Genomic DNA, 25386 nt, shown 5'->3' with positions numbered 1-25386 from the left:
AATTTCATCGATAGCAAGCTTTATGTTTAATTACAAAAAAAAATAAAACCACCCTCTCGATCAACTGAAATCTAACTTCTAATGTCTAACTTCTAATGTCTAACTACAAAAAACCCCGCTTCGCGGGGTTTTAGTTATTTCTCTGGCGTTAGTCCAAAGTGTAAATAAGCAATGTCTGAAACGAGTCGTCCGCGGGGGGTACGCTGAATAAAGCCTTGTTGAATTAAAAACGGCTCTATCACATCTTCAATGGTTTCTTTTTCTTCGCCAATGGCAGCCGCTAGGTTATCAAGGCCAACTGGGCCGCCCATAAATTTTTCGATAATAGCTAGCAAGTATTTTCTATCCATGTAGTCAAAACCACTTTTATCAACATCAATCATATCGAGGGCTTGCTCTGCAACTGTGGCATTCACTTTACCGTCTGATTTCACTTGGGTGTAATCACGAACGCGGCGTAATAAACGGTTTGCTATGCGCGGTGTACCGCGTGAACGCTTGGCGATTTCGGTTGCACCTTCATCACACATGGTTAAGTCTAAAAAGCTTGCTGAGCGCGCAACAATTTTTGATAAGTCTTCAACAGAATAAAACTCTAATCGCTGAACAATACCAAAACGGTCTCTAAGTGGTGAGGTGAGTGAGCCGGCACGCGTTGTTGCGCCTATTAGAGTAAATGGTGGCAAATCAAGCTTTATAGAGCGTGCTGCGGGGCCCTCACCTATCATTATATCCAGCTGATAATCTTCCATTGCGGGATACAAAATCTCTTCGACTTGCGGGCTCAAGCGATGTATTTCGTCAATAAACAGTACGTCGCCTTCTTCAAGGTTCGTTAAAAGTGCGGCTAAATCGCCTGCTTTTTCGAGTACTGGCCCCGACGTTGTTTTAATATTAACGTTAAGCTCGTTGGCTACAATGTTTGCAAGTGTGGTTTTACCAAGACCCGGTGGACCAAATATTAATAAATGATCCAGCGCTTCGCCACGGTGGCGAGCTGCCTCGATAAAAATTTCCATTTGTTGCTTAACATGCGGCTGGCCTGTGTAATCGGTTAACAGCTTTGGTCGTATGGCACGATCAACACTGTCTTCGTTACTTTGTTCACTCGCATCTATTAAGCGATCTGCTTCAATCATGGTTTACTCACAACATTGATTTTAGAGCTTCTTTAATTAGAACCTCGGTCGTCATATCTGATTTGTTCACTGTTTTAACCGCCTTTTGTGCTTGCGGTAGCTTATAGCCTAATGCCACTAGTGCTGATACAGCGTCATCGGCAGCATTATTTGCCACTAGGGTATCATCACTTGATGGCTCAATGACGGCATTATCGCTAAATGGCGTAAATAAGTCATTACCCCAATCTTTGAGTCTGTCTTTCATTTCGAGCACTAAACGCTCAGCCGTTTTTTTACCAACACCCGGCAGTTTAACCAGTGTTGTTGCATCTTCATTATTAACACAACTTACAAATTGCTGCGCCGACATACCCGATAAAATAGCTAGACCAAGTTTTGGTCCAACACCATTGGCTTTTAAAAGCTCTCTAAATAAAGCGCGTTCGGTTTTGTTGTTAAAGCCAAATAATAGCTGGGCATCTTCACGTACCACAAAATGGGTATAAATAACCGCTTGCTCACCCACTGCCGGTAAATCATAAAAGCAAGTCATGGGCATTTGTACTTCGTAGCCTACACCACTTACTTCAATAAGAATTTCTGGTGGCTGCTTTTCAACAAGTAAGCCATTTAATCGACCAATCATATTACTTCCTTAATCGTCCTCTTACGGTTTTGCTCGCACTGCCCGCAAGTTTTATTAAATTTTGTTCTGAGTGTGCATGACAAATAGCAATTGCCAAGGCATCTGCGGCATCGGCTTGAGGGGTACCTGGCAGCTTTAAAATGTTTTTAACCATATGCTGAACTTGAGACTTATCGGCGCCGCCATTGCCTACAACGGCCTGCTTGATTTGCCGAGCTGAATATTCATAAACTGGCAGCTCTGCCATTGAAGCGCCAACGATAGCAGCGCCACGTGCTTGACCGAGCTTAAGCGCTGAGTCTGGGTTGTGTGCCATAAACACTTTTTCGATAGCAAAACTGTCTGGTGAGAATTGCTCTACCAATTGACTGATCCCTTGGTAAATCATTTTTAAGCGTACCGGAAAATCGTGATCGGCCAATTTAATGCAGCCACTACCTAAATAAGTGAACTTAGCACCTTGGTGAGCAATCACGCCGTACCCTGTTAATCGTGAACCAGGATCAATCCCTAAAATAATCGCCAACTAACTGACCCGTCTATTATCATTATTATCTGCGCTTAATAATGCCAGAGCACTGTATAAATTACCAGTAACCAATTGCAATTCATAAAAAATGCCCGCAATTGCGAGCATTTTATAGTCAACCTTTAAGTAAGACACTTACGCGAGCGAGCGTAATAAGCCTTGGGTATTTTTTCGCATTGTTCGCGCTATCATCAAATAGCCTAAACATGCCACAAATAAGCCACCGACTGCTGGGCCAATCACCCAAATATGAGGGTGAAACTTCCCTGATAGATCGAACATTTGTTTTTGCACTATTAACAGAGCAATGTCACTGACTATGGCTGCCACTAAACCTGCAGTAACGCCTAATAGTAAAAACTCATATAAGGTGGCATTTTTAATTAAGCGCCCTTTCGCACCTAAAGTTCGCAAAATGACAATCTCTTGCATTCGCTCGCCTAAACTTGCTTGCACTTGTGAAATAAGTACTAAAGCGCCACAGGCAACCACAATCGCTAGTACAAAGCCAATCGCTAGCGATACTTGCTCTATGGTTGAGCGAATTTGTTTAATGAAACTCTCAACATCTATCACGTTAACCGTTGGGTATTGACGCATTAGCTCATTAAACTCTCGTTTTTTCTCTGCTTTTACATTCACTGATGAAATATAAGTAGCAGGAAAACTCGAAAGCACGTCAGGGCTCAAAATAATAAAGAAGTTAGGTTTAAGTGTGGTCCAATTAACCTTACGTACACTGGTAATTTTTGCGTCAAACGACTGCGCACCAATTAAGAAAGTAAGCGTATCGCCAATTTGTACATCAAGGCGTTCAAGCATCGACTCTTCTACCGACGCCTCGGCTACTGAGTCTTCACTAAACCATGCACCGTCGATAAGCTCGTTTTGATTAGGCAAGTCTTTACGCCAAGTTAGGTTTAACTCACGGCCAATACCAGAGCGGGCTTCTTCGTCTTTCTTTTCGTTGTCTTCTTGCGATACTTCGCGGGCAACCAACTCACCATTTACGGCGTTTACACGGCCACGAACAACCGGATAGAAATCAGACGTTGGCATATCGTTTTGCGCTAAGAAGCTAGTTATAGGATCTAACTCTTGCTCAGTAATGTTCACTAAAAATGAATTAGGTGCATTTTCAGGAAGCTGAGACTGCCAGTCGGAAATCATGTCGTTCTTAAGTACAATTAAAAACAGTAATAGCTTGATAGCCAAAGCAAAGCTAATTAATTGCACAGCATTCACATTGGCACGCTTTTGAATTGACGCAATCGCCAATGACCAACTATTGCCCGGACTCAAGCCAAGTTTGCGGCCACCACCAAAAATAACCTTTGATAAGCCAAATAACACCGCAATTAAAAATGCCGTCGAAAGGAACAAAATTGCACTAATTTTGATGTTGTTACTAAATAACCACATCAGTAAAAACACAGTAAGCGCCGACATAGTAAGGTGCACTTTACTTACTAATAAACGGTCGCCTAAGTTACGGCGAAGTACACGTAGCGGCGGAATATCAAATAAATCGAGTAGCGGTTTAATTGAAAACATAACCGCACAAATCACACCTGTGCTGATCGCAATAATCCAAGGCTTTGCCGATGCACTCGGCAATGCTGTGCCCATGGTTTGTGCCAAATAATCGGTCGCAACCGCTTGTAAACCATAACCAATCAGTAAACCGACAATCACCGACATTGAACACACAAGGCTCAAATGTAATAAATAGATTTTACGGATCATCGCGCGGCTACCGCCAAGCGTTTTCATCATTGCAACTGGGTCGTACTGACGCTCACAATACCGTTTTGCCGATACCGCAATAGCAACGGCTGCTAAAATAATGCCTAGCAAACCAGCTAACAATAAGTAACTCTCGGCACGATTTAAACTATTAGAAATAGGTGACTGGCGGTCTTTAACACCATACCAACGTTGGTTTTCTTTCATTTGTGGTTTTAACCACGCATAAAAGGTATCTAAATTGTCTTTGTCGCCAGCATAAAGTTGACGGTAAAACACCCGACTCCCCGGCTGAATTACCTCTGTAACAGCAATGTCTGCTTCATTAATTAAGATTCGTTGGCTGCTTGAAAACACATTAAACGGTGCATCTGGCTCTTCAGCTACAACATGACTAGCCGTAAACGTAGCAGCGCCAAGCTCTACTTTATCGCCCACTTTAATATTAAGCGCATAAAACACAGATTCACTTAACCATACTTCACCACGGCTTGGAATGTCGTTTGTTACTTGTGGTTGGTCAGTCAGGCTAGTTTTAACTTTTAACTCGCCTTTTAACGGATAGGTATTTGATACCGCTTTAACCGAGCCAAGTTGCATTTCGTCACCGGCAAATAACATGGTATCGAAGTAGGTTATTTTAGCGGTGCGTAAGTTTTCTTGGTTGGCTTTATCTAAAAACTCGGCAGGTAAAGCATGGTTACTCGCTAAAACGCGATCAGCGGCAATAAAAGCACTGCTTTTTTCTTCAATACTTTGACCAATGCGGTCGGTAACCATAGACAGTGTTAAAACAGTGAGTACAGCTAAGGCTATTGCTGCACTGATCACTGTTAATTCGCCACGCTTAAACTCACGTGAAAACAGTTTTAGTGCTAATTTAGCCCACATTCGCTTGCACTCCTTCGCTTTCTTTTACAGTAACTAACTGCCCTGCTTCAATATGTAAAATCTGCTGACACTTTTGTGCTAGCTGCTCATCATGGGTTACTAAAATGAGTGTCGTGCCGTGCTCTTTATTTAGTTCAAATAATAAAGACTCAATTAACTTACCGTTTTTGCTATCTAGGTTCGCTGACGGTTCATCGGCGAATAAAATTTTCGGTGTACCAATAAATGCACGAGCAATTGCTACACGTTGCTGCTCACCGCCAGATAATTGCGATGGGTAATGACCCACGCGATGGCTCAAACCTACTTTTTCTAGTAGCTCAAGTGCTTGCTGCTTAGCGTCTTTGCTACCCGCAAGTTCAGCAGGAAGCATTACGTTTTCAAGGGCTGTTAAGCTTTGTACAAGCATGAAAGACTGAAATACAAAACCTACTTTTTCAGCGCGAAGTGCTGCGCGTGCTTCTTCATCTAATTCGTGTAATGCAGCTCCGTCTAAATGAATACTGCCGCCAGTTGATTGGTCAAGGCCTGCTAATAAACTTAATAAAGTAGACTTACCCGAACCAGAAGTGCCTACTACAGCAACTGAGTCGCCCGACTTGACATTAAAGCTGATGTCACTGAGGATGGTCAGGTCGCCCTCAACCGTGGTGACCGTTTTAGAAAGTCCTTTAACTTGAATGATGTTTAATTGAGAAAGCGCTGACATATGATGCATCCAATCCTACGTTTTATATTCGTTTTACTGTTAGTAATCAAACCACTTACGGCAGCAGCTGACAACACAATTTTAATTTTAGGTGACAGTTTAAGCGCCGCTTACGGTCTTAAACAAGAGCAAGGCTGGGTTAAATTGTTACAAGATAAGTACGATGAAAAAGACCAATCTGTATACCTAGTAAACGCCAGTATTAGCGGTGAAACCACAGGCGGTGCCCTAAGACGACTCGACGCGTTACTGAGCGAATTTGAACCCACTCATGTACTCATTGAGCTTGGCGGAAACGATGGTTTACGAGGTTTCCCTATTAAACGCCTACAAGCTAACCTACGTGATTTAATAACAAAAAGCCAACAAATCGGGGCGAAAACCGCCGTAATGGAAGTGCAAATTCCACCTAACTATGGCCCGCGTTATACCAAACTTTTCACCGATAGCTTTAAAACCATTGCCGATGAAACAGATTCTGAGCTCATGCCCTTTTTCATGCTTAGCATTGCAGGCCGTCCAGAACTTATGCAAAACGATAACCTGCACCCAAATGCCGATGCTCAACCATTAATACGAGACTTTATGTACCAAACGATCAACGATTGGCTAGATTAACCTCTAGCCCATTGATTTAATACCGATTGCCTGAACAATTAACAAGCAATCGAACAGCGGAGATATTGATTTTTATAAAAAAAGCCGTACTATGGCTTGCAACGTCGGCATATAGCGCAGCTTGGTAGCGCACTGTCATGGGGTGTCAGGGGTCGCAGGTTCAAATCCTGCTATGCCGACCATGTTTCCTTATCCCTATCAAACATTTACATAAAACCCTTACTTTTATAAGATCTAAAACGTTAATAACGTTGAAAAGCTATACACTAATTTAGCATCAACAGCTTCATGATCTTTAGCTACAAATTGTGCCGTCCAACCTTTGTTATCACTTGATGCTAAACCTGAAGAATGCAACTGACAAAAGAGTTGCTCTAAAAATAATGATTGGTAACTAATTAAGAGATCTTCCAACTCTGATTTACTTTTTGAAACTGGAATTTTTATTTTTGCGTTGTAGATAGCGTTAATGGGTTTTGGTTTATAAGCATTGAATTTAGTATATAAATCAATATTCTGATTGATAAATGAATCGAGTTCATCTCGCTCGGCTTGTTGCAAATGATAAACAAATGTTGAATCACAGCATTCTGTTGCAAAAGATCGCTTATAAGCGTCGTTTACAAAGCGTGAAGAGAAAACAACAGTTCTAGGTTTGTTAGTTTGACTTTGAATATCAAAATCATTGAGTTCTAGAATTCGATGAACTCTCCATATCCCTGAACCATAGCTTCTGACCCAATCTCCGACCTTAATATTATCGTCCATACTTTCCTTGATGCCTAACGCCTTGATAAACTGAACAAAATGGCAGGCTACAATTTGGAGCGGACACTGCCTTATCTTTTGTGTTTGATTTAATTACCTTGTTAAGGTTATAAAACACCTTTTTTGATTGAGTGTGCTTCAAGTTCTTTTGCTATTAAATCTCGATCTATATCTTTCGGTAATAAAAATGTAATTTCACTATCATCCGTAAACTTAAAAACTATGCCGTCAACAATAAACGTATACGAAGATATCAGCTCCCAAGGTATCGAAGTTATATTATCTGCTTTGATTCTAATAATACCTTTGGGGCCGGAATCAATTTTAACTGGTGACAGCCACCTGATCGTATACATGCCCCAAGCTAAAATGAAACCTCCTACAGGCGCAATCCAAATGGTTTTAGCTAGATGATTGATAAAGTCATCTTTAGTCAACAAACTTACAAGTGCCAAAAAAACGAAAAACAACGTCCAAATAAGGCAGCTGATTAAGACCCCTTTTGAAATGAGGCTATATCTTTCTTGATTTTGGATTGATTTAACCCAAGGTTCAGTCCACTTCATTGCCTGATTGTAACCCTAACGCCGCATAGAGGGCGGATAAAGCTTGGCTAAAATTAGAAACGAAGGAGCGCAAGCCAAGCATTTTGCGTTCTTTTGAGTAACTTGTTATATGACTATTTGCTGTCAAGCCAACATTTAGAAAATACTATGTTATTAGAGCTTGAAACAACAAGTTTATGGATATAATCCAAACCATGGACAGGTTCTGGGTCTTTACCAATCATATAAACCGTATTAGATGAGGTAATCAATTTTTCATTAATACTTATCGATGCTTCATTGTTTAATAATAAGCCTTCGAATAGACCTTGGTAACCTGCCATTACATGAATTGCTTTATTTAATTCTTGCCCTTGCAATCCTTCAGTTGGTATCCAAAGACTTGAATGATCAACAAGTTTGTTTTTGGGTAATTCAGACAAGCTACGAATTATGAATGCTTTTGCATTTTTTAAATAAGGTTTATGAGTTGCCATATTTTTCTCAACAAAGTTTATTGCTTTTGAAGCAGAGACAATAACTTTTGAGTTGTTAGTTTTATAGAAAATAGCAGGTAACTCGAAAGATTCGGGATGGCTTAAATTGGATTTCCATTTAACTGGGTATTGGTTTGACTCACAAGGATCGGTTTCTGCTCTTACAATGCAGGAAACTAAAAACACTAATAAAACTAAAATTTTCTGCATACTTCCCTAGCCATACAAGCCCCAAGTAGGGGTTGATATATGCTTGGCTAAACTTGTGATGTGAAGCGGAACTGAGCCAAGCTTTAGCAGTCCCATGCTTAATTGGCTTATTATGTTATCGTTGATAAATAACTTCTTTAACTATACTTGGACCGCAATCTCCACCAAATCCTACTACAATATAGTCTTTTCGTATTAAGCCAGCATCAATACTATACCAAGCCACAAGCTGTTCTCCTTCATGAAATACTTTTAAAGGAGCAATAAATGTTGGCTCTTCAATGCTACCTGAAACAAGCCAAACTGCATTCAAACTCTGATTTTCTATACTGTCAGGAAGATTAATCGTAACGAAGTAATTAGAGCTGTTTAAAGTGCTTTCTATAGTTACTTTGTTGCTGTGAAGGTCGTTATATTGTTTTTCGTCAGCATCGGTTACAACACAAGAGTCTGCATTTGCAAGGCAAGATATTGTTACTATTAACAAAATGATATACTTCACAACCAAACTCCGATTGAAACGTGACGCTTACGAACGGTACAAAATCGCAAGCTAAAATTGGCGACGAAGGAGCACAAGACTGTTGTTTTGTGTCCTTTTTTACCTTTTTTGTTATAACTAAATGACGCTAAACCTTTCAGGTTTAAATGCAAAAGAGCCTTCTGATTCGAAAAGCTTTAGTGCTAATGCTTCTGAACTATTCGCCTTTGCATATTCATGTTCTTGAGCTGTGATGCCAGTAATTTGTAGTATGTCAACTCGGCCTGATTCTAAGTTGAAGTATTCAGAATACTGGATAGGCTTTACAACCATAAGGGTAGAAATGTTGGGTTCTATTTTCATTGGAATAAGGTCTCCATAATCAACTAATGGCTTTTCACCATAATGCCCAACAGAAACCAATAAATTAAAAGCCACTAAACTTCGTAATATGTTGATAGCCCAGTCACTTTCTACCTCTGTTTCAAGGATAAACTCCGTACCGAAACCTGAGTATTCCTGTGGAGTATCAGACTCCCATGTATTTGACATACCAGAAGTAACATAAACCCAAGTTTTCCTGTCGCTGGTAGGGGCACACTTAAAAACACCGAAATGCAACCATCGTGGATCGATGTCATCGATACCAAATTGGTTCTTAAAAAGAGATCCATCTAAAGGGTAAATGCCTTCTCCAGTTCCACCAAATAATTCAGGATATACTTGTTCTTCTCTTTGTTCCCACGAATCTTCCAGCAGACTCATAATCTTCCTTTAGTTATAACATGTTTATAGCGAGCAAATCAGACGTTTTTCTACCACAGTATCGCTCGCTTTTCTGAATGACTCATTTGTAACAAACTTCTTAAGTAATTGCCAATACTACTAAAATGCAGGAGCTTTAGCTTTTGTCTCAGGACAAGAACGAGCTATTGGGTCGTTTTTCTGACGACTATGCAAGCACTTTACTTTGAGGAAATAAAAAAGCAATTGCGAACAGGCGAAGGACGGCTCTATATAAGAAAGGCCTTAGTAACACTCAGTTAGGGGCTGATTAATGTTTGGCTAAAATGCAAAGGTAGCGAAATCGAACCAAGCTTTAGCAGTCCCATGCTTAAACAGCTTGTTAGGTTTTCTTATACACATAGAACCTAAATATCATTGCTTGGGACAATGCAGTCAGCGCAAATAATACAGAATCCTGACTTTGAACAAAATACAACGTTAAGCTTACTAGAATACTAACTACCATATAGATCTTGAAGGAAGCATTTGCATATTTACAAATTACCCAATGAACAGGAAAGCCGACACATAGCCACCCGACCAACGATACAAGTAAATAGACACCTAGAAAAAGTAAACTTGATACAAATAAGCCAGCAATATCACTAGCGGTTGTAGGTAGTGAAGCCATAACCGAAGTTATTACGATTATTCCTAAGGCTACCCATGACAGGCTTTTGATAATTGCGCTATCCCAGTTTCCTAAGTTCACCACTCCCCCATTAAAACATAACTTCCAACTAAGGGGCGATAACGCATGGGCTAAAATTAGGAACGAAGTGACGCAGCCCATGTGTTAGCGTCCCAGCGAGCGAAGCGAGAGCCTTGAGTGGTTTGTTATACATTCGGTTCTTCACATTCGCTGCCAATGAGTCGGGTACTGACTTTTGAAAACAATATTGAAATAATCTTCTGAATCAAGGCTCCCATTTTTAACCATGGGAAAAAAGTAAATTGCTGCGCAAAGTGAACAAAATAAATATATGCAGCAAAATACTAATAGTATTCCAAAACCAAAAACCGAATACACGATTTGATCGCTATATTCTTTTAGTGGGACCTCAAGATCTACACCGAACATGGGCACGAATTTCATAAACAATAAATAAGCTATGAATCCTCCCACAATGCACCCGGTAGTACCAACTTTCGCCGACTTTTCGTAATAATACGGTTTAAGGTTTAACTGGCTCTTTATCGCTTTAATTAAAATAACCTATGCCTCGAGATTGTATAACATGTTTATAGCGAGCTAATCGCGTGTTTTTCTACCACAGCGTAGCTCGTTTTTCTTATTAGATTATTTCTAACAAACTTGTTAACTAATTACCAGTGTTATTAAAATTTAGGAGTTCTCGCTTTTACCTCAGGATAAAAACGAGCGATTGGGTCGTTTTTCTGACTATGCAAGCAATATATTTTGACAAAATAGAAAAGCAATTGCGGACGTTCGAAGCCCGCTTTTTTGAGAAATTCGCCAAACACGTCTTGGGGCAGAAATGAGTTACCCCAAACTCCCGCTCTATTATTTATCCATCTGTACTTCAAACTCTTTAAAAATACTGTTCACATTCACTTTTGCGCCTAGCTTTGCAGCGATTAAAAACAGGCCTGCTAGTTTTCTGTGAACGAACAAGGCATCTACGGGTGGTGCGTGCCAATGCTCTGAAGCGGTGCTCATTTTAAGGCCAAGTTCTTTAATGCGTTTTGGTAAGTCGCTATTTGCAAAGTCATACTCACCTTGGTACCGCAAAGGCTCGCAGGCGAGTAGAAATATATCAACGACATTATCTATATATTCTTGAGCAAGCCCTTTTTGAAAATAGCCAATTTGCTGTGCGGCTGTTGCAACGCCTGCTCTGTCGTTATTAATCGCAGCAGATAATAACTGTAAGTAGCCAGCACTAATATGTTGAGGTAATTCGCGGGTGGCGCCAAAATCTAAAAGCACTAAGCGTTGATTGTCGATTTGATATTGATAATTAGCAAAGTTTGGATCTGTTTGAACTAGTTTAAAGCTAAATAATTCGCGTAAGAATAAACTGAGTAACTGTTCAACCGCTTTATTACGAAGCGCTTGCTCACTGCTTGCCAGCTCATCTAGCTCTTGTCCCTCAACAAAGCTCATGACTAAAACTTGAGAAGAACTAAGCGAATCTACCACAGTTGGAATAAGGTAATTGTCGTCATCCTTTAAACACTCTCTGTAGCGTTTTAAATAATTAGCTTCTAACTCGTAGTCAGCTTCGTTTATAAGCTGTTGTTTTGCTTCATCGATAAGAGACTGTATTTCTACCTCTTTAGGTAATAAGCCACTGAGCTTCAGAAGGTAAGCTAAGTTATCAACATCACTGGCAATGCCTTTTGCAATACCGGGGTATTGCACTTTAACTGCTAACTTTTCGCCCGATTCTCGATAAGAAATATGCACTTGCCCTATTGATGCCGCAGCAAATGGTCTAAGTTCAAAATGCGATAATTGCTCTAGCCACGCATCGCCCCAATGCTCACGCATTACTTTAACTAGCTGCTTTTGTGGCATAGCTGTCGCTTCTGCACGCAGCCTTGCTAAAATTGCAGATAGTTCAGGAGTGAGTAATTCACCACTATCCATGGATAACAGCTGCCCCAATTTCATTGCAGCCCCGCGAAGATTTGCAAGCTGCTCTGCAAAGCGCTGAATATTTTTAGGCTGTAACAATAACTCTTGTCGTGATGTTTGCTTGCCCGTCGCCCATGCTTTTGTGCCTTCAAACAGCATATTACCCGCGACTTTACCAGCTAAAGAGCCAAGCCGAGCAGCGCGTGAAAACCGTGATGTTGGCACTGACTTTTGTTTATTACTCATATTGCTTCACACTATTAACTTTATGCTTTGAATACGTTGGTTGCTCAGCTTTAGATCCACTTTAGCTTTTACTATCTATAACCTTTTCGGCCGAAAAGTAAAAAGCCGCATGGCTTCCCAATGCGGCTTTTGATTAAATTAACAACTTAATAAATCGTTTTATTGAGTGTTACTGCTTACCAGACATCAACTGTTCCATTAATTGGCTAAAGTCGAAGCTGGTCGCTTTTTGTAATGGTGGATATTTTGATAATGACTGAATATGCTCACCAAGCAAGTGTTGTACGGGCTCATTTAGCCATTGTTTAGCTTGCACTATGTCGGAACGGTCAGTTAGGCCATCAAAGCTTTCAAACGGGTCCATACGTAAGTTATAGATAATCGGAAACTTTTGCTTTTCGTACTGAGCGTAATAGTTTTCGCTTGTTTCGAAATGAAGCTTCCACTGTTTGTAACGCACAGCTTTAATGCTCGATTCGTAATAATACAGAAAACTATCACGCGCACTTTCGTCTGTTTTACCTAACCAATAATCTAAGTTGTTTACACCATCAATAGGTTGCTTGTGTTCTTTAAGCGCTTTTTTCGCGATATTAGGCTCACCCGCTGCAGCTGCAAGGGTTGTATAAATATCCATGTGTGACTGAATGCCATTTAATACGGTATTTGCTGGAACTTTACCTGGCCAACGAACAATCATAGGAACGCGCACGCCGCCTTCGTATGTTGTCATTTTTTCACCGCGGAACGGTGTTGTACCGCCATGTAATCGAGCGCTGTGCTCTGGGCCATTATCAGTAGAGTAAATCACAATGGTGTTATCTAGGGCACCCATATCTTCTAGGGTAGCCATTAACTCACCCACTTGTTGATCATGCTCAATTAAACCACTGCCGTATAAATCATGCTCTGTAGTGTAATCTGCTGCTAAGTAACGGCTTTCATCACTTAAACGCGTGTACATGTGCATGCGGCTTGGGTTAAACCATACAAAGAAAGGTTTATCAGCTTTTTGCGCTCGTTTAATAAAGTCTATGCTTGCGTCCATAAACTCTTTATCAACGGTTTTCATTCGCTCACGAGAAAGCTGGCCAGTATCTTTAATTTTTTGCTTACCTACTTTACCAAAGCGTGGATCAACTGTTTTGTCATCTACATTTGTAGCGTAAGTATGTAAAACACCTCGCGTACCATACTTCTTGAAAAATTCAGGATCTTTCGGGTAATCACGTTGTTCAAACTCTTCTTGAGTATTCAAATGGTATAAATTTCCGAAAAATTCATCAAAACCATGGACGGTTGGTAGGTGCTCGTTGCGATCACCTAAGTGGTTTTTACCAAATTGCCCTGTTGCATAACCCTGCTCTTTTAAAACCTCAGCAAGCGTATAAGAGCCCGCTTTTAAACCAAGCTCTGCGCCTGGTCGGCCTACCGTTGTCATGCCACTACGAATTGGATATTGACCGGTAATGAGGGCTGCGCGCCCGGCTGTGCAAGATGGTTGCGCATAATGATCGGTAAACATGGTACCTTCATGGGCAAGCTTATCGATGTTTGGCGTTTTGTAACCCATGGTACCAAGCCCATAAGCACTTACGTTTTGCCAACCAACATCGTCGGGGAATATGATCAGAATATTAGGTTTGTCTTTAGCAAAAGCGACAGAGCTTGCTAAATATAAAGCAGCGGATGCTACGGCGAGTAGTTTTTTCATAACAGCAGTCCTTCGTGTATTGTAAAAAATACTATGTCGTTTAGTGATAAAACGAATAGTACTTTTTTTAGTCTACTAAAACTGCTATGTACCGCAATTAATTATTAACTTTAAACACAAAAAAACCGTATTTGCTTTCACAAATACGGTTTTTAAACGCTATAAGCTTAAATGTTATTTAATAACTTCTAAGCCACCCATGTAAGGGCGTAATACTTCTGGTACAACAATTGAGCCGTCTGCTTGCTGATAGTTCTCTAAGATTGCTACCAATGTACGACCAACCGCTAAACCTGAACCATTTAGTGTATGAAGTAGCTCTGGCTTTTTCTCGCCTTGACGACGGAAACGCGCTTGCATACGACGTGCTTGGAAATCAACCATGTTAGAACATGATGAGATTTCACGATAAGTGTTTTGTGCAGGTAACCATACTTCTAAATCGTAAGTTTTTGCTGCGCCAAAGCCCATATCACCCGTACATAAAATCACTTTACGGTATGGAAGTTCTAATGCTTGTAAGATTTGCTCAGCGTGACCTGTTAGCTCTTCTAGCGCTTGCATTGAATCTTCTGGTTTTACTAGTTGTACTAATTCAACTTTGTCGAATTGGTGCTGACGAATAAGACCACGTGTATCACGGCCATAGCTACCCGCTTCACTACGGAAACAAGGCGTATGCGCTGTTAAACGAATTGGTAAGTCGCTTTCGTCGTAAATTTCGTCACGAGCACTGTTCGTAAGTGGTACTTCTGCTGTAGGAATTAAGCTAAAACCAGGTTGTTGCTGACCGTCGTCATCAACTAAACCTAATGTGTGGAATAAGTCACCAGCAAATTTAGGTAATTGGCTTGTACCGTATAAGCTTGCGCTATTAACAAGGTAAGGCACATACATTTCTGTATAGCCGTTTTTGTCTGTGTGCGTATCAAGCATAAACTGCGTAAGAGCACGGTGCATACGTGCAACTTGACCACGCATAACAGTAAAGCGTGCACCACTGATTTTAACGCCCATTTCAAAGTCTAGGCCGTTTACGTCTTGACCAACATCTACGTGATCTTTTACTTCAAAGTCGTATGACTTAGGCGTACCCCAGGTTGAAATTTCAACGTTTTGGTCTTCGTCTTCACCTACTGGTACTGACTCATCAGGTAAGTTTGGAATAGCAAGTGCAATTTGCTTAAGCTCTTCAAGTACTGCGTCTTGCTCAGCTTTAACGCTGTCTAGTTGATCACCAAGGTTACTTACTGAATCAAGCAGCTGTTGTGCTTTTTCGTGCTCGCCTTTCGCTTTTGCTTGGCCGATAGCTTTGGAACTTGCATTACGCTCGCTTTGAAGTTCTTGCGTTTGTACTTGTAATGTTTTGCGTTTTTCTTCAAGTGCAGTTACCGCTGCAATATCAAGTTCGAAACCGCGTGTTGCTAAACGTGCAGCCGCTTGTTCGATATCTTGACGTAAATATTTAGAATCTAACATGTTTGATTTTTAACCTTTTTGCATTACCAGCTGAAGGCCCAGCCAAGCCATAAATATACACACCACCACGTTTAAGGTGATATTGAGGGCCATTTTAAAAAAGTGACCTTGTTGCAAGAGCAACAACGAATCCATTGAGAATGTTGAAAAGGTGGTCAATGCACCTAAAAAGCCAATACCAATTAAGGTTTTAGCGGGGCTAACAGCGATTATTTCTTTTTCAATCAAGCCGTATAAAATGCCCATTAACAATGAACCAAGAATATTAACTGTCAACGTGCCAAAAGGGAATCCCCTACCGAGCAGTTTTAGCATGGTTTCGCTAAGAAAATAGCGTAAACATGCCCCTGAAGCGCCACCCATTGCAATCATCATGTAAAGTTTCAAACTATTCATAACGTTTAATATCACTTTGCTCGTTGCGCTGAGTTAAATAGTCCAGCTTTTGTTTTATTTTTTGTTCAAGCCCGCGGTCGGTTGGGAAGTAATACTGGCGATCATGAATTGCCTCAGGGAAATACTTTTCGCCTGCTGCAAACGCACCTTCCTCATTATGTGCATACCGATATTCAGCGCCATAACCTAAGTCTTTCATTAAGCTAGTTGGTGCATTGCGTAGATGCTCTGGCACCGGATGGCTCGGCTCATTCTTAGCATCTTGCATAGCTTGATTAAACGCCATATAAACAGCGTTACTTTTCGGGGCACTGGCTAAATAAATGGTGGCTTGTGCAATAGCGCGCTCACCTTCACTTGGGCCAACACGTTGAAAAATATCCCACGCATTGAGTGCGACTTCCATTGCTCGCGGGTCTGCATTGCCAATATCTTCTGTAGCAATCGCTAATAAGCGCCTTGCCACATAAAGTGGGTCGCCGCCACCGGCTAAAATACGGCAGTACCAATACAAAGCACCATCAGGTGAACTACCTCGTACTGACTTATGAAACGCTGAAATCAAGTCGTAAAACTCATCACCGCCTTTGTCGTACTTGGCTAAGTGTGTTGGCAGCACTTGACTTAAAACATGTTGGTCAACAAGGTATTTACCCTGCTGCTCCGTGGTTAAATCAACAGCTTGTTCTAACAGGTTAAGCACTTTACGCGCATCGCCATCACTTGCTTGGCAAAGCGCTTGTTTAGCGTTTTCGGCAATTTCAATGTGTTTTTGGCTGAGCTCTACGTCTTCACGTAAGGCGCGTTCAATTACGTTAAATAAATCGGCTTGCTCAAGAGCTTTTAATACATACACACGGGCACGAGACAATATCGCGTTATTAAGTGCAAATGATGGGTTTTCGGTGGTCGCGCCAACAAAAATAAAAGTACCATCTTCAATATGTGGCAAAAATGCATCTTGCTGAGATTTATTAAAACGGTGTACTTCGTCAACAAACAATAAGGTGCGCTGCCCACGCCCAGCAAGGTTTGCTTTTGCTTCGCTTACGGCCTCACGAATGTCTTTTACACCTGCTGTGACTGCCGACATTTGAATGAGGCTGGCATCGGCATGGTTTGCAATAATCTGCGCTAAGGTGGTTTTACCAACACCTGGCGGCCCCCACAAAATGAGGCTGTGGCATCGACCTGCAAGAATCGCTTGGTAAAGAGGTTTATCGGGGCTTAAAAGGTGCTGCTGACCTATGTAGTCATTGAGTGTTCCTGGTCGCATGCGCGCCGCAAGTGGGCGCACATCAGGACCAAAATTAAATCCGAGATTACTCAAGCCTTAATCACCTTGGCTTTGGTCGTCAACTTCAACGCCTTCTGGAATGGTAAATTCAAAGGTTTGAGTTGCAAGTGCTTCGTTTACTTTAGCATCTTTAAAGGTAAATAAAGACTGCTGACCAGAGGTATCTAATACTGTCAGTGATGCTAGGCCTTGCTCTTTAGCGTTAAAGCGAATGTCTAACTTTTCAACTTGGCTCTCAACACCTTTGTTTGGCGTGACGCTAAAACCTGCATCAGTTGCCACAACTTGGTATTTAGCCCACTGCTCTGGATCTTTTGAAGTCAACAACACAAATGGAGTTGAATCAATCAGGCTGTGGGTATTCATAATCGTTACCTGCTCAGCAAAGCTGTCGAAGTAATACGTTTTATCGCCATTAGATACAAACAAGGTATCGTCTGGGCTTTGTTGTTGCCAGCGGATCATCATAGGTTGCTGAAGGGCAATATTCCCCTCACCTTGCATGATAGCTTCGCCTTGCGAATCGGTAACCTGCTGTGAAAACTCTGCTTTAAAACTTTTAATCGCAGCCAGTTGTTGTTGCAACGCTTCGCTGTCGTCTGCAAAACTTTGACCGCTTAATAAACAACCCATAATTAGGGCTAGGTATTTAATTTTTTTCATTAATTTGCTCCACCATTTGGCACTAAGACTTCGCGGGCACCGTTGTGTCCTGGTGCGCTAACAATGCCTGATGTTTCCATTTGTTCAACTAAGCGTGCTGCGCGGTTATAACCTACACGGAGCTTACGCTGTACACTCGAAACCGACACTTTGCCGGTTTCAATTACAAATGATACTGCTTCATCGTAAAGCGGATCTGACTCTTCATCACCGTCTTCACTGGTTTCTCCTGGTAGTAAAATTTCTTCTGTGGCATCGCCACTTAAAATTTCATCAATATAATTTGGTTTGCCACGTTTTTTCCAATCGTCTACAACCGCATGTACTTCGTGGTCATCAACAAACGCGCCATGCACACGCACTGGAACACTAGTACCTGGCGGTAAGTAAAGCATGTCACCCATACCAAGTAAGTTTTCAGCACCTTGCTGATCTAAAATGGTACGCGAGTCAATTTTACTTGAAACTTGGAACGCCATACGGGTTGGAATATTCGCTTTAATCAAACCTGTAATTACGTCAACCGATGGGCGTTGTGTTGCTAGCACTAAGTGAATACCTGCAGCACGGGCTTTTTGCGCGATACGTGCAATCAGCTCTTCCACTTTTTTACCCACGATCATCATCATGTCGGCAAATTCGTCAATGACCACCACAATACTCGGCAGTTTATCAAGCTCTTCAGGGCCATCGGCCATGCCGTCGGTGTCTTTAAACAGTGGATCTAGAATCGGTTGGCCCGCTTCTTTGGCATCCAGCACTTTTTGGTTGTAACCTTTTAAATTACGCACACCAAGTGCCGACATAAGCTTATAACGACGTTCCATTTCGCCTACACACCAACGCAATGCATTGGCTGCTTCTTTCATGTCGGTAACAACTTCACATAATAAATGTGGGATGCCTTCGTACACAGAAAGTTCAAGCATTTTCGGGTCGATCATGATCATACGAACATCATCAGGGCCCGATTTGTACAGTAAGCTTAATATCATTACATTAACGCCCACTGACTTACCTGAACCTGTGGTACCCGCAACAAGTAAATGTGGCATTTTACCAAGGTCAGCGCATACCGGCTCGCCAGCAATGTCTTTACCTAACACCATAGTCAGTGGTGATGGGTTTGATTCGAACTTAGGCGCGTTAATAACTTCACTTAAACGCACTATTTCACGGTGTTTGTTTGGCAGCTCTAAACCAACATAGGTTTTACCCGGAATAACTTCTACTACACGTACGCTTACAGCAGACAGTGAACGTGCTAAATCTTTCGCTAGGCCAGTGATTTTAGCTACTTTAATACCCGGCGCTAAATCAAGCTCAAAGCGCGTTACAACCGGACCTGGGTACACACCCACAACCGCAGCTTGAATGTTAAAATCAAGTAATTTGGTTTCAACTAAACGCGAAATACCATCAAGCTCTTCTTGCGATAATGGGTTTTTCGCTTTATCTGGGCGGTCTAATAAATCAAGTGATGGTAACGGGTTTGTAGGCGGCTGCTCTTCAAGCAGTGCTTCAAACTTTTCCTTTGCCGTTGGTGGTGGCTGATACGCAGGTTTCGGCTTAGGCATTGGGCGCGCAGGCGAAACAACCGTTGTAACAGGTTTTTCTGGCTCAACGACTGGGCTCTGATCAAGCGCATTCAGTGCCGATACGGTATCGAATGATTCATCATCAAGGGCACTAAAACCAATTTCTTGGTCAAGAATATCGTCTAGTTCATCAAAGCCTTTAAAGTCATCATCAGCTTTTTCAGCAGGCTTTTGCTTAGCTTTAACAGGCTTTGGCTCTTCTTCATCTGCATCATTAAAGCTAATAGCTGGCTCGTTTTCTGGTTCTACAAAGTTAGCGTCTGGCTCTGAAGTGGCGATATCTTTAACAGCTTCTTTTTCACGATGTAACCAAGCAGAAAATTGCTCACGTAAAAAGTAAAATGCTTTCATTACCCACTTGCCGACAAAATCGACAAATTGAACCCACGAAATACCGGTTAATAGGGTTAAACCAGCAAAGAAAAAACACAGTAATAAAATTGAGGTGCCGGTAAAATTAAAGGTAGGCATCATTGCTGTCGCAATAACATCCCCCACTACCCCACCAGATGAAAAGTTATAAATATCATCAAAATTAATGCTGCTGATTGCCGTCGCTGAAGTAATAAACAGCGCAAAGCCAATAACACGTAAGGCAAGCGTGGTGTAATCAAGCTGGAAAATACGGTGTGGTTGTTTAAACAATAAATAACCGAACAATTGAATGGCAACAGGCACTAAATAAGCAAGCCAGCCAAAAGTGAGTAATAGGATATCTGCAACCCAAGCTCCCGCTGTGCCGGTAATATTCTTAACATTAACAAATTCACCGGTTTGCGACCATGAAGGGTCCGCAGGATCAAAACTGATTAATGCACATAAAATAAATACTGCAGCAAAGGTGCTGATGATTAGCCCCGTTTCTAACAGTCTTTGAACACCATTTAGGCGCATAGCTCCCTATTCCTTATTATTCTTTACTGATCGATTAGCAGTGAAATACCTTAGCAGGAAATGCCGTTTGATGCACTTTATCTTAGCCTTGATGGACTGATAATGAACAAGTTTTTGTTACTCAATATGTATTTTAACAGTTTAGGCAATATATGGGCGAATAATGACCCCTTCTTCACCTTTTACTTCTTCCATTACCACATAAGTTCGGCTTTCACTGACATTTGGTAGTTTTAGTAGAATATCACCCAGTACATTACGATATTCCGACATATCATTTACACGTGTTTTTAATAAAAAGTCGAAATTACCCGACACTAGATGGCACTCAATTATTTCGTCGTGCTTTTTAACTGCAGCGTTAAACTCTTCGAAAACATCTGGTGAGGTTTTAGTGATGGTTACTTCTACATAAACCGACAAACCTTGGCCAAGTTTAGCAGGATCCACTACTGCTTTATAACCGAGTATATAACCTTCTCTTTCGAGCTTTTTTACCCGCTCCAAACAAGGGGTGGCACTTAGCCCTACACGCCTTGCCAGCTCTACGTTAGAGATCCGACCATCGAGCTGTAATTCCATTAAAATTTTACGGTCTATTCTGTCGAGTAATTGATGCATAAGCCAAACCAGAGTTTTGCACTGTTTAAAATTTATTTTTAGATTATATCACTAGAATAACACTTAAAAAAGGTGAGACACACTGGCTGGTCATGAATATAATAGTCAAAAATTTTATCCCGTTCTATTAAGGCGAAAAACTATGATTATTGGTGTACCTAAAGAAATCAAAAACCATGAATACCGTGTAGGTATGGTTCCTGCGAGTGTTCGTGAACTAGTAAACCATGGCCACCAAGTGTTTGTTGAAACTGATGCTGGTATGGGCATTGGCTTCACTAACGAAGATTATGTTGCAGCTGGTGCTGAAATTTTACCAACAGCAGCAGACGTTTTTGCTAAAGCTGAAATGATCGTTAAAGTAAAAGAGCCACAAGCTGTTGAGCGTGCAATGTTACGCGAAGACCAAATTCTATTTACTTACCTTCACTTAGCACCGGATCTTCCACAAACTGAAGACCTAGTTAAAAGTGGCGCAGTGTGTATCGCTTACGAAACAGTAACTGATTCACGTGGCGGTTTACCTCTTCTTGCTCCTATGAGTGAAGTTGCTGGTCGTATGTCTATCCAAGCTGGTGCACAAGCGCTTGAAAAATCAAACCACGGCCGTGGTATGTTACTTGGTGGTGTACCAGGTGTTGAGCCTGCTAAAGTTGTTGTTATCGGCGGCGGCATGGTTGGTCGTAGCGCAGCACAAATGGCTGTTGGTCTAGGTGCTGATGTTGTTGTTCTTGACCGTAACATCGACGTACTACGTGCATTAGACGCACAGTTCGGTAATAAAGTTAAAGCTATCTACTCTACTGCTGACGCACTAGAAAAACACGTATTAGAAGCTGACCTTGTGATCGGTGGCGTACTAATCCCAGGTGCAGCAGCGCCTAAACTAGTGACAGCTGAGCACATCAAAGCAATGAAGCCTGGTTCTGCAATCGTCGACGTTGCAATCGACCAAGGTGGTTGTATCGCAACTTCTAAAGCGACAACACACGCTGATCCTACTTACATTGTTGATGACGTTGTTCACTACTGTGTTGCTAACATGCCAGGTGCTGTTCCACGTACTTCTACGTTCGCACTTAACAATGCAACATTACCGTTCATCATCAACCTTGCTAACAAAGGCTATAAGAAAGCGCTTCTTGACGATGCAAACTTCTTAAAAGGCTTAAACGTGATCAAAGGTAAAGTTACTTATAAAGAAGTAGCCGAAGCTTTCAACATGGAATATGTTGACCCACGTACAGCAGTTGAAAATGCTTAATTAGAATTAGCATTGTGAAACAAAAAAAGCAGCGATATCGCTGCTTTTTTTATGCCTGTTTGCAAATAAAGTAGTTTATCTGCAAACAATTATATTTCTGATTAACGACGCTTAGTTTGTTTAGCGCGTTGATTGTGCTTTTTAACCGCCTTACGGATTTGGTTAATTTTGGCACGTTTGTCTTTACGCTTTTCAGGAATAACCGACAGCTTAGTTTGCGTTTCGCGGCCTAGCTGTACTGTTTTACGTAAATAGTTAACCGTGTCTAAATCAAGCTCAGCCCAACCACCTTGTGGCAAGCGCTTATCAAGCTCTAACTTACCGTAACGAATACGGATAAGACGCGATACTTCAACATCTTGTGATTGCCATAAACGACGTACTTCGCGGTTACGCCCTTCTGTTAAAGTCACATTGAACCAACGGTTGATACCTTCACCACCCATAGGTTTGATGTTTAAGAATTTTGCAGGACCATCTTCAAGCTCAACGCCTTTTGTTAAAGTGCGTAGCGTTTCGTTAGTTACTTCACCAAACACACGAGCTGAGTACTCACGCTCTACTTCGTAGCTTGGGTGCATTAAACGGTTAGCAAGTTCACCATCGTTAGTAAATAGCATTAAACCAGCGGTATTTATATCTAGTCGGCCAACTGCAATCCAACGTTCGCCATCAACACGTGGTAAACGGTCAAATACCGTACGACGACCTTCAGGGTCTTTACGTGTACATAACTCGCCTTCTGGCTTGTTATACATAAGCACTCGACAAATACGGTCGGCTTTGTCTTCAATTTTAACTACGTGACCGTCAACTCGAATTACATCGGTTGCTTCAACACGGTCGCCTAAACGTGCCACTTTACCATTCACGCTCACACGGTTGGCATCGATGTATTTTTCCATTTCACGACGTGAACCCACGCCAGCACGGGCTAATACTTTTTGTAACTTTTCAGTTTCTACATTACTCATTCAGATAGTTCTCTCACAGAAGGATCGCTCAATAGCTGGTTGATTTTACTCTCCTGAAGTTCAGGTAACGGCGGTAATTCATCTAAACCAGCTAATGAAAAATAATCTAAGAAAGCGGATGTTGTGGCATACAACGCTGGGCGCCCAGGCACCTCTTTATGACCAACAACTCTGACCCACTCTCTTTCTAATAAGGTTTTAATAATTCCTGAGCCAACAGTCACCCCCCGTACTTGTTCAATTTCACCACGGGTAATAGGTTGTCTATAGGCAATCAAGGATAAAGTTTCTAGTAGTGCTCGTGAGTATTTAGGTGCGCGCTCTTGCCATAAGTTTGCCAGCCAAGGCGCTAAACTAGCGCAGGCTTGAAACCTGTAACCGCTGCCTACTGCAACAAGCTTAATGCCTCGGGTTTGATAATGCGTTTGAATTTGTTCAATTGCATTATTAATGCGCGGCATAGATACGCTTAAATCAGCTAATACTGTCTCTTTTAAATGACGTTTAGACACAGGTTTTCCAGCAACAAAAATCGCGGCTTCTATGATTTCGACTAACTGTTCATCACTGATACGTTTTGTGGCCATCACTACTAAAGGTCATTTTAAATCACTAACGCTCTATTATGACAGAAGTCGGCCAAGGTTGGAAAAATTATTGTAAAAAAGCCAGTGTAAAACACTGGCTTTAGGGGATATTTATGAATGAATATTGAAATTAGCTATTTTTAACCATTTCAAGGGCATCATCTTCGGCAACGTCACTGCCATATTTGCTAATGTAATTAACAAACTCAGTGCGGCTTACACGCTTATCTTTGTTGATATCCATATAGCCAAAGTGATTTGCGATATCGTCGTCATCGGCTTCTTCAATAGAAACATAACCATTTTTGTCGTTATCTAACGATTTAAAGTCATTTTCGATTGGGTCAAATTTAGCGATTTCAGCTTTAAATGCTGATTCAGATACCTCACTATCAGTTGCCACTTTGCCTGTATTTAGCTGCATGTATGCATTAAATTCAGTACGGCTGATTTGCTCATCCATATTGGTATCGATATTTGAAAAATGATCCCAAATAGCATCATCGTCAGCTTCTACCTTAGAGATATAACCGTCATTGTCATTATCTAGGCTGCCAAAATCACTGTCGATTTTTGCTAAAGAGTTACTTGCAGAACATGCTGAAAGACTTAGTGCTGCTAAAATTGTTGATGCTAAAGTTAACTTGTTCATAAGACATTTCCTTGTAGTCGATTAGATTCACTTCGAATGTTACAAGTTGAATGCCAAAATGCCTTATTGGCTAAAATCAAGCACTTACAGCCTGGTTAAGTTGGTGTTAAGCCTATGATTTAGCAAGCTTTTCATGGATTACTGTAATTTTTTCATAAAAAAAGCGCTCCGAAGAGCGCTTTTTACAAATAACAAAAATGCTGCTATTAGATAGCTGCGTTTTGGTAACGCTTAACGAAGTCTGTTACTGCTTCGCCATTACATTTTAACGTATTTAAGTTACCAATTTTTTCACGCACAGGTGTTAAACCTTTTTTAAGTGCAGTGATGCAAAGTTGAGTTTCTTTTTGCTCATTTTTAGCAAACACTTCAACAGCTGCTTTTGCTGCTTCTTGTGATTGTGCTTTTTTAGCAATTTCACGGATGTCAGTACCGTTACATAAAATGCTTTTTGAAAAACGTGACATTGAAATGCCATGCTTTGCTGCTTCTTTACGTGCAGCGGTAAACCCTTCGTTCGCACTTAAGCTACATAACTTTGATTCAATACGGTTATCAGCTGAAAAGTAGTGCGGGTTGCTTGCTAATGAGCCAAATGAGATACATGCAAGAGAAAGCATCACTAATTGTTTTTTCATGGTTTACCTTTAAATAGTACATAATATGAACGGATGGTTTGCGCGCATTATATAAACAAAAATCAGTAGATCAACTGAATTATTTATTTAATTTAATAATTAATAGTGAGTTAACAATGTTTTTAAATTAAGCAGCAATTGATCAACATTTACCCAATTTGATTTTCGTAATTAGCTCATGAATAAGCCCTAGTTTGATGATAGAATTGCGCTA

The 25386-nt window shown here is 41.1% G+C and carries 24 protein-coding genes and 1 tRNA gene; 3 read left to right on the top strand and 22 right to left on the bottom strand.

Annotated features, from left to right (window positions below; all coding sequences use genetic code 11):
• Nucleotides 1-134 precede the first annotated feature (134 nt).
• The 5 genes from ruvB to HUS61_RS00555 all read right to left on the bottom strand — a co-directional run bounded on the left by ruvB (nt 135) and on the right by HUS61_RS00555 (nt 5642).
• Complete coding sequence (gene ruvB / locus HUS61_RS00575) at nt 135-1139, bottom strand: Holliday junction branch migration DNA helicase RuvB (protein WP_054553011.1); 1005 nt, start codon at nt 1137-1139, stop codon at nt 135-137.
• A 7-nt stretch (nt 1140-1146) separates the two neighbouring features.
• Nucleotides 1147-1767 carry a Holliday junction branch migration protein RuvA gene (gene ruvA / locus HUS61_RS00570; RefSeq protein ID WP_175081791.1) on the bottom strand — a complete coding sequence of 207 codons (621 nt, stop codon included), beginning with the start codon at nt 1765-1767 and terminating at the stop codon, nt 1147-1149.
• Nucleotide 1768: 1 nt separating this feature from the next.
• The gene (ruvC, locus tag HUS61_RS00565) at nt 1769-2293 is read right to left on the bottom strand and encodes a crossover junction endodeoxyribonuclease RuvC (protein ID WP_054561285.1); all 525 of its coding nucleotides are present in this window, start codon (nt 2291-2293) and stop codon (nt 1769-1771) included.
• Between the two features lie 138 nt (nt 2294-2431).
• On the bottom strand, nt 2432-4933 hold the full coding sequence (locus tag HUS61_RS00560) for an ABC transporter permease (protein ID WP_175081790.1): 2502 nt from the start codon (nt 4931-4933) through the stop codon (nt 2432-2434).
• Nucleotides 4923-5642 carry an ABC transporter ATP-binding protein gene (locus HUS61_RS00555; protein WP_054561283.1) on the bottom strand — a complete coding sequence of 240 codons (720 nt, stop codon included), beginning with the start codon at nt 5640-5642 and terminating at the stop codon, nt 4923-4925. Before HUS61_RS00555 ends, HUS61_RS00560 begins: the two co-directional genes overlap by 11 nt.
• On the opposite strand from HUS61_RS00555, the gene HUS61_RS00550 reads away from it, so the two are divergent.
• Nucleotides 5643-6260 (top strand): arylesterase, encoded by a 618-nt coding sequence (locus tag HUS61_RS00550; RefSeq protein WP_175081789.1) that lies wholly within the window; start codon nt 5643-5645, stop codon nt 6258-6260.
• Nucleotides 6261-6365: 105 nt separating this feature from the next.
• Nucleotides 6366-6442, top strand: a tRNA-Pro gene (locus HUS61_RS00545).
• 52 nt (nt 6443-6494) lie between these two features.
• Here HUS61_RS00545 and HUS61_RS00540 read toward each other — a convergent pair.
• From HUS61_RS00540 to lrp, 13 genes are all read right to left on the bottom strand, one after another.
• Nucleotides 6495-7028 (bottom strand): hypothetical protein, encoded by a 534-nt coding sequence (locus tag HUS61_RS00540; protein ID WP_175081788.1) that lies wholly within the window; start codon nt 7026-7028, stop codon nt 6495-6497.
• Between the two features lie 107 nt (nt 7029-7135).
• Nucleotides 7136-7594: a hypothetical protein gene (locus HUS61_RS00535; RefSeq protein WP_175081787.1), complete on the bottom strand. Its 459-nt coding sequence runs from the start codon at nt 7592-7594 to the stop codon at nt 7136-7138.
• A gap of 113 nt (nt 7595-7707) precedes the next feature.
• The gene (locus HUS61_RS00530) at nt 7708-8280 is read right to left on the bottom strand and encodes a hypothetical protein (RefSeq protein ID WP_175081786.1); all 573 of its coding nucleotides are present in this window, start codon (nt 8278-8280) and stop codon (nt 7708-7710) included.
• 115 nt (nt 8281-8395) lie between these two features.
• Nucleotides 8396-8782 (bottom strand): hypothetical protein, encoded by a 387-nt coding sequence (locus tag HUS61_RS00525; RefSeq protein ID WP_282658743.1) that lies wholly within the window; start codon nt 8780-8782, stop codon nt 8396-8398.
• A gap of 117 nt (nt 8783-8899) precedes the next feature.
• Nucleotides 8900-9526, bottom strand: a complete 627-nt coding sequence (locus HUS61_RS00520; protein ID WP_175081784.1) for a suppressor of fused domain protein — start codon at nt 9524-9526, stop codon at nt 8900-8902.
• Between the two features lie 1546 nt (nt 9527-11072).
• Nucleotides 11073-12395 (bottom strand): AarF/ABC1/UbiB kinase family protein, encoded by a 1323-nt coding sequence (locus tag HUS61_RS00515; protein ID WP_175081783.1) that lies wholly within the window; start codon nt 12393-12395, stop codon nt 11073-11075.
• Between the two features lie 169 nt (nt 12396-12564).
• Nucleotides 12565-14109: an arylsulfatase gene (locus tag HUS61_RS00510; RefSeq protein ID WP_175081782.1), complete on the bottom strand. Its 1545-nt coding sequence runs from the start codon at nt 14107-14109 to the stop codon at nt 12565-12567.
• 174 nt (nt 14110-14283) lie between these two features.
• The gene (gene serS / locus HUS61_RS00505) at nt 14284-15588 is read right to left on the bottom strand and encodes a serine--tRNA ligase (RefSeq protein WP_105174304.1); all 1305 of its coding nucleotides are present in this window, start codon (nt 15586-15588) and stop codon (nt 14284-14286) included.
• A 9-nt stretch (nt 15589-15597) separates the two neighbouring features.
• On the bottom strand, nt 15598-15984 hold the full coding sequence (gene crcB, locus HUS61_RS00500; RefSeq protein ID WP_082389253.1) for a fluoride efflux transporter CrcB: 387 nt from the start codon (nt 15982-15984) through the stop codon (nt 15598-15600).
• The gene (locus tag HUS61_RS00495; RefSeq protein ID WP_175081781.1) at nt 15977-17314 is read right to left on the bottom strand and encodes a replication-associated recombination protein A; all 1338 of its coding nucleotides are present in this window, start codon (nt 17312-17314) and stop codon (nt 15977-15979) included. Before HUS61_RS00495 ends, crcB begins: the two co-directional genes overlap by 8 nt.
• Before the next feature lie 3 nt (nt 17315-17317).
• A complete protein-coding gene (gene lolA, locus HUS61_RS00490; RefSeq protein WP_175081780.1) occupies nt 17318-17944 on the bottom strand; it encodes an outer membrane lipoprotein chaperone LolA in 627 nt (208 codons plus the stop codon).
• On the bottom strand, nt 17944-20436 hold the full coding sequence (locus HUS61_RS00485) for a DNA translocase FtsK (protein ID WP_175081779.1): 2493 nt from the start codon (nt 20434-20436) through the stop codon (nt 17944-17946). The genes lolA and HUS61_RS00485 overlap by 1 nt, the downstream gene beginning before the upstream one ends.
• 141 nt (nt 20437-20577) lie before the next feature.
• A complete protein-coding gene (gene lrp, locus HUS61_RS00480; protein ID WP_054552971.1) occupies nt 20578-21057 on the bottom strand; it encodes a leucine-responsive transcriptional regulator Lrp in 480 nt (159 codons plus the stop codon).
• A gap of 142 nt (nt 21058-21199) precedes the next feature.
• Between lrp and ald the strand changes: the two genes are divergently transcribed.
• Entirely contained in the window at nt 21200-22321 is a 1122-nt protein-coding gene (ald, locus tag HUS61_RS00475; RefSeq protein WP_054561274.1) for an alanine dehydrogenase, read from the top strand.
• Nucleotides 22322-22422: 101 nt separating this feature from the next.
• On the opposite strand, the gene rluB is transcribed toward ald, so the two are convergent.
• From rluB to HUS61_RS00455, 4 genes are all read right to left on the bottom strand, one after another.
• Nucleotides 22423-23295, bottom strand: a complete 873-nt coding sequence (gene rluB, locus HUS61_RS00470) for a 23S rRNA pseudouridine(2605) synthase RluB (protein ID WP_055198703.1) — start codon at nt 23293-23295, stop codon at nt 22423-22425.
• A complete protein-coding gene (gene scpB / locus HUS61_RS00465; protein ID WP_130051724.1) occupies nt 23292-23882 on the bottom strand; it encodes an SMC-Scp complex subunit ScpB in 591 nt (196 codons plus the stop codon). The genes rluB and scpB overlap by 4 nt, the downstream gene beginning before the upstream one ends.
• A gap of 130 nt (nt 23883-24012) precedes the next feature.
• Nucleotides 24013-24534: an EF-hand domain-containing protein gene (locus tag HUS61_RS00460; protein WP_175081778.1), complete on the bottom strand. Its 522-nt coding sequence runs from the start codon at nt 24532-24534 to the stop codon at nt 24013-24015.
• Nucleotides 24535-24740: 206 nt separating this feature from the next.
• Complete coding sequence (locus HUS61_RS00455; protein ID WP_054561271.1) at nt 24741-25172, bottom strand: hypothetical protein; 432 nt, start codon at nt 25170-25172, stop codon at nt 24741-24743.
• Nucleotides 25173-25386: the final 214 nt, after the last annotated feature.

This window comes from Pseudoalteromonas sp. 0802 (assembly GCF_013350085.1).
In the GTDB taxonomy this organism is placed as follows: Bacteria; Pseudomonadota; Gammaproteobacteria; order Enterobacterales; family Alteromonadaceae; genus Pseudoalteromonas.
This window is presented reverse-complemented; position numbering and strand designations above follow the sequence as displayed.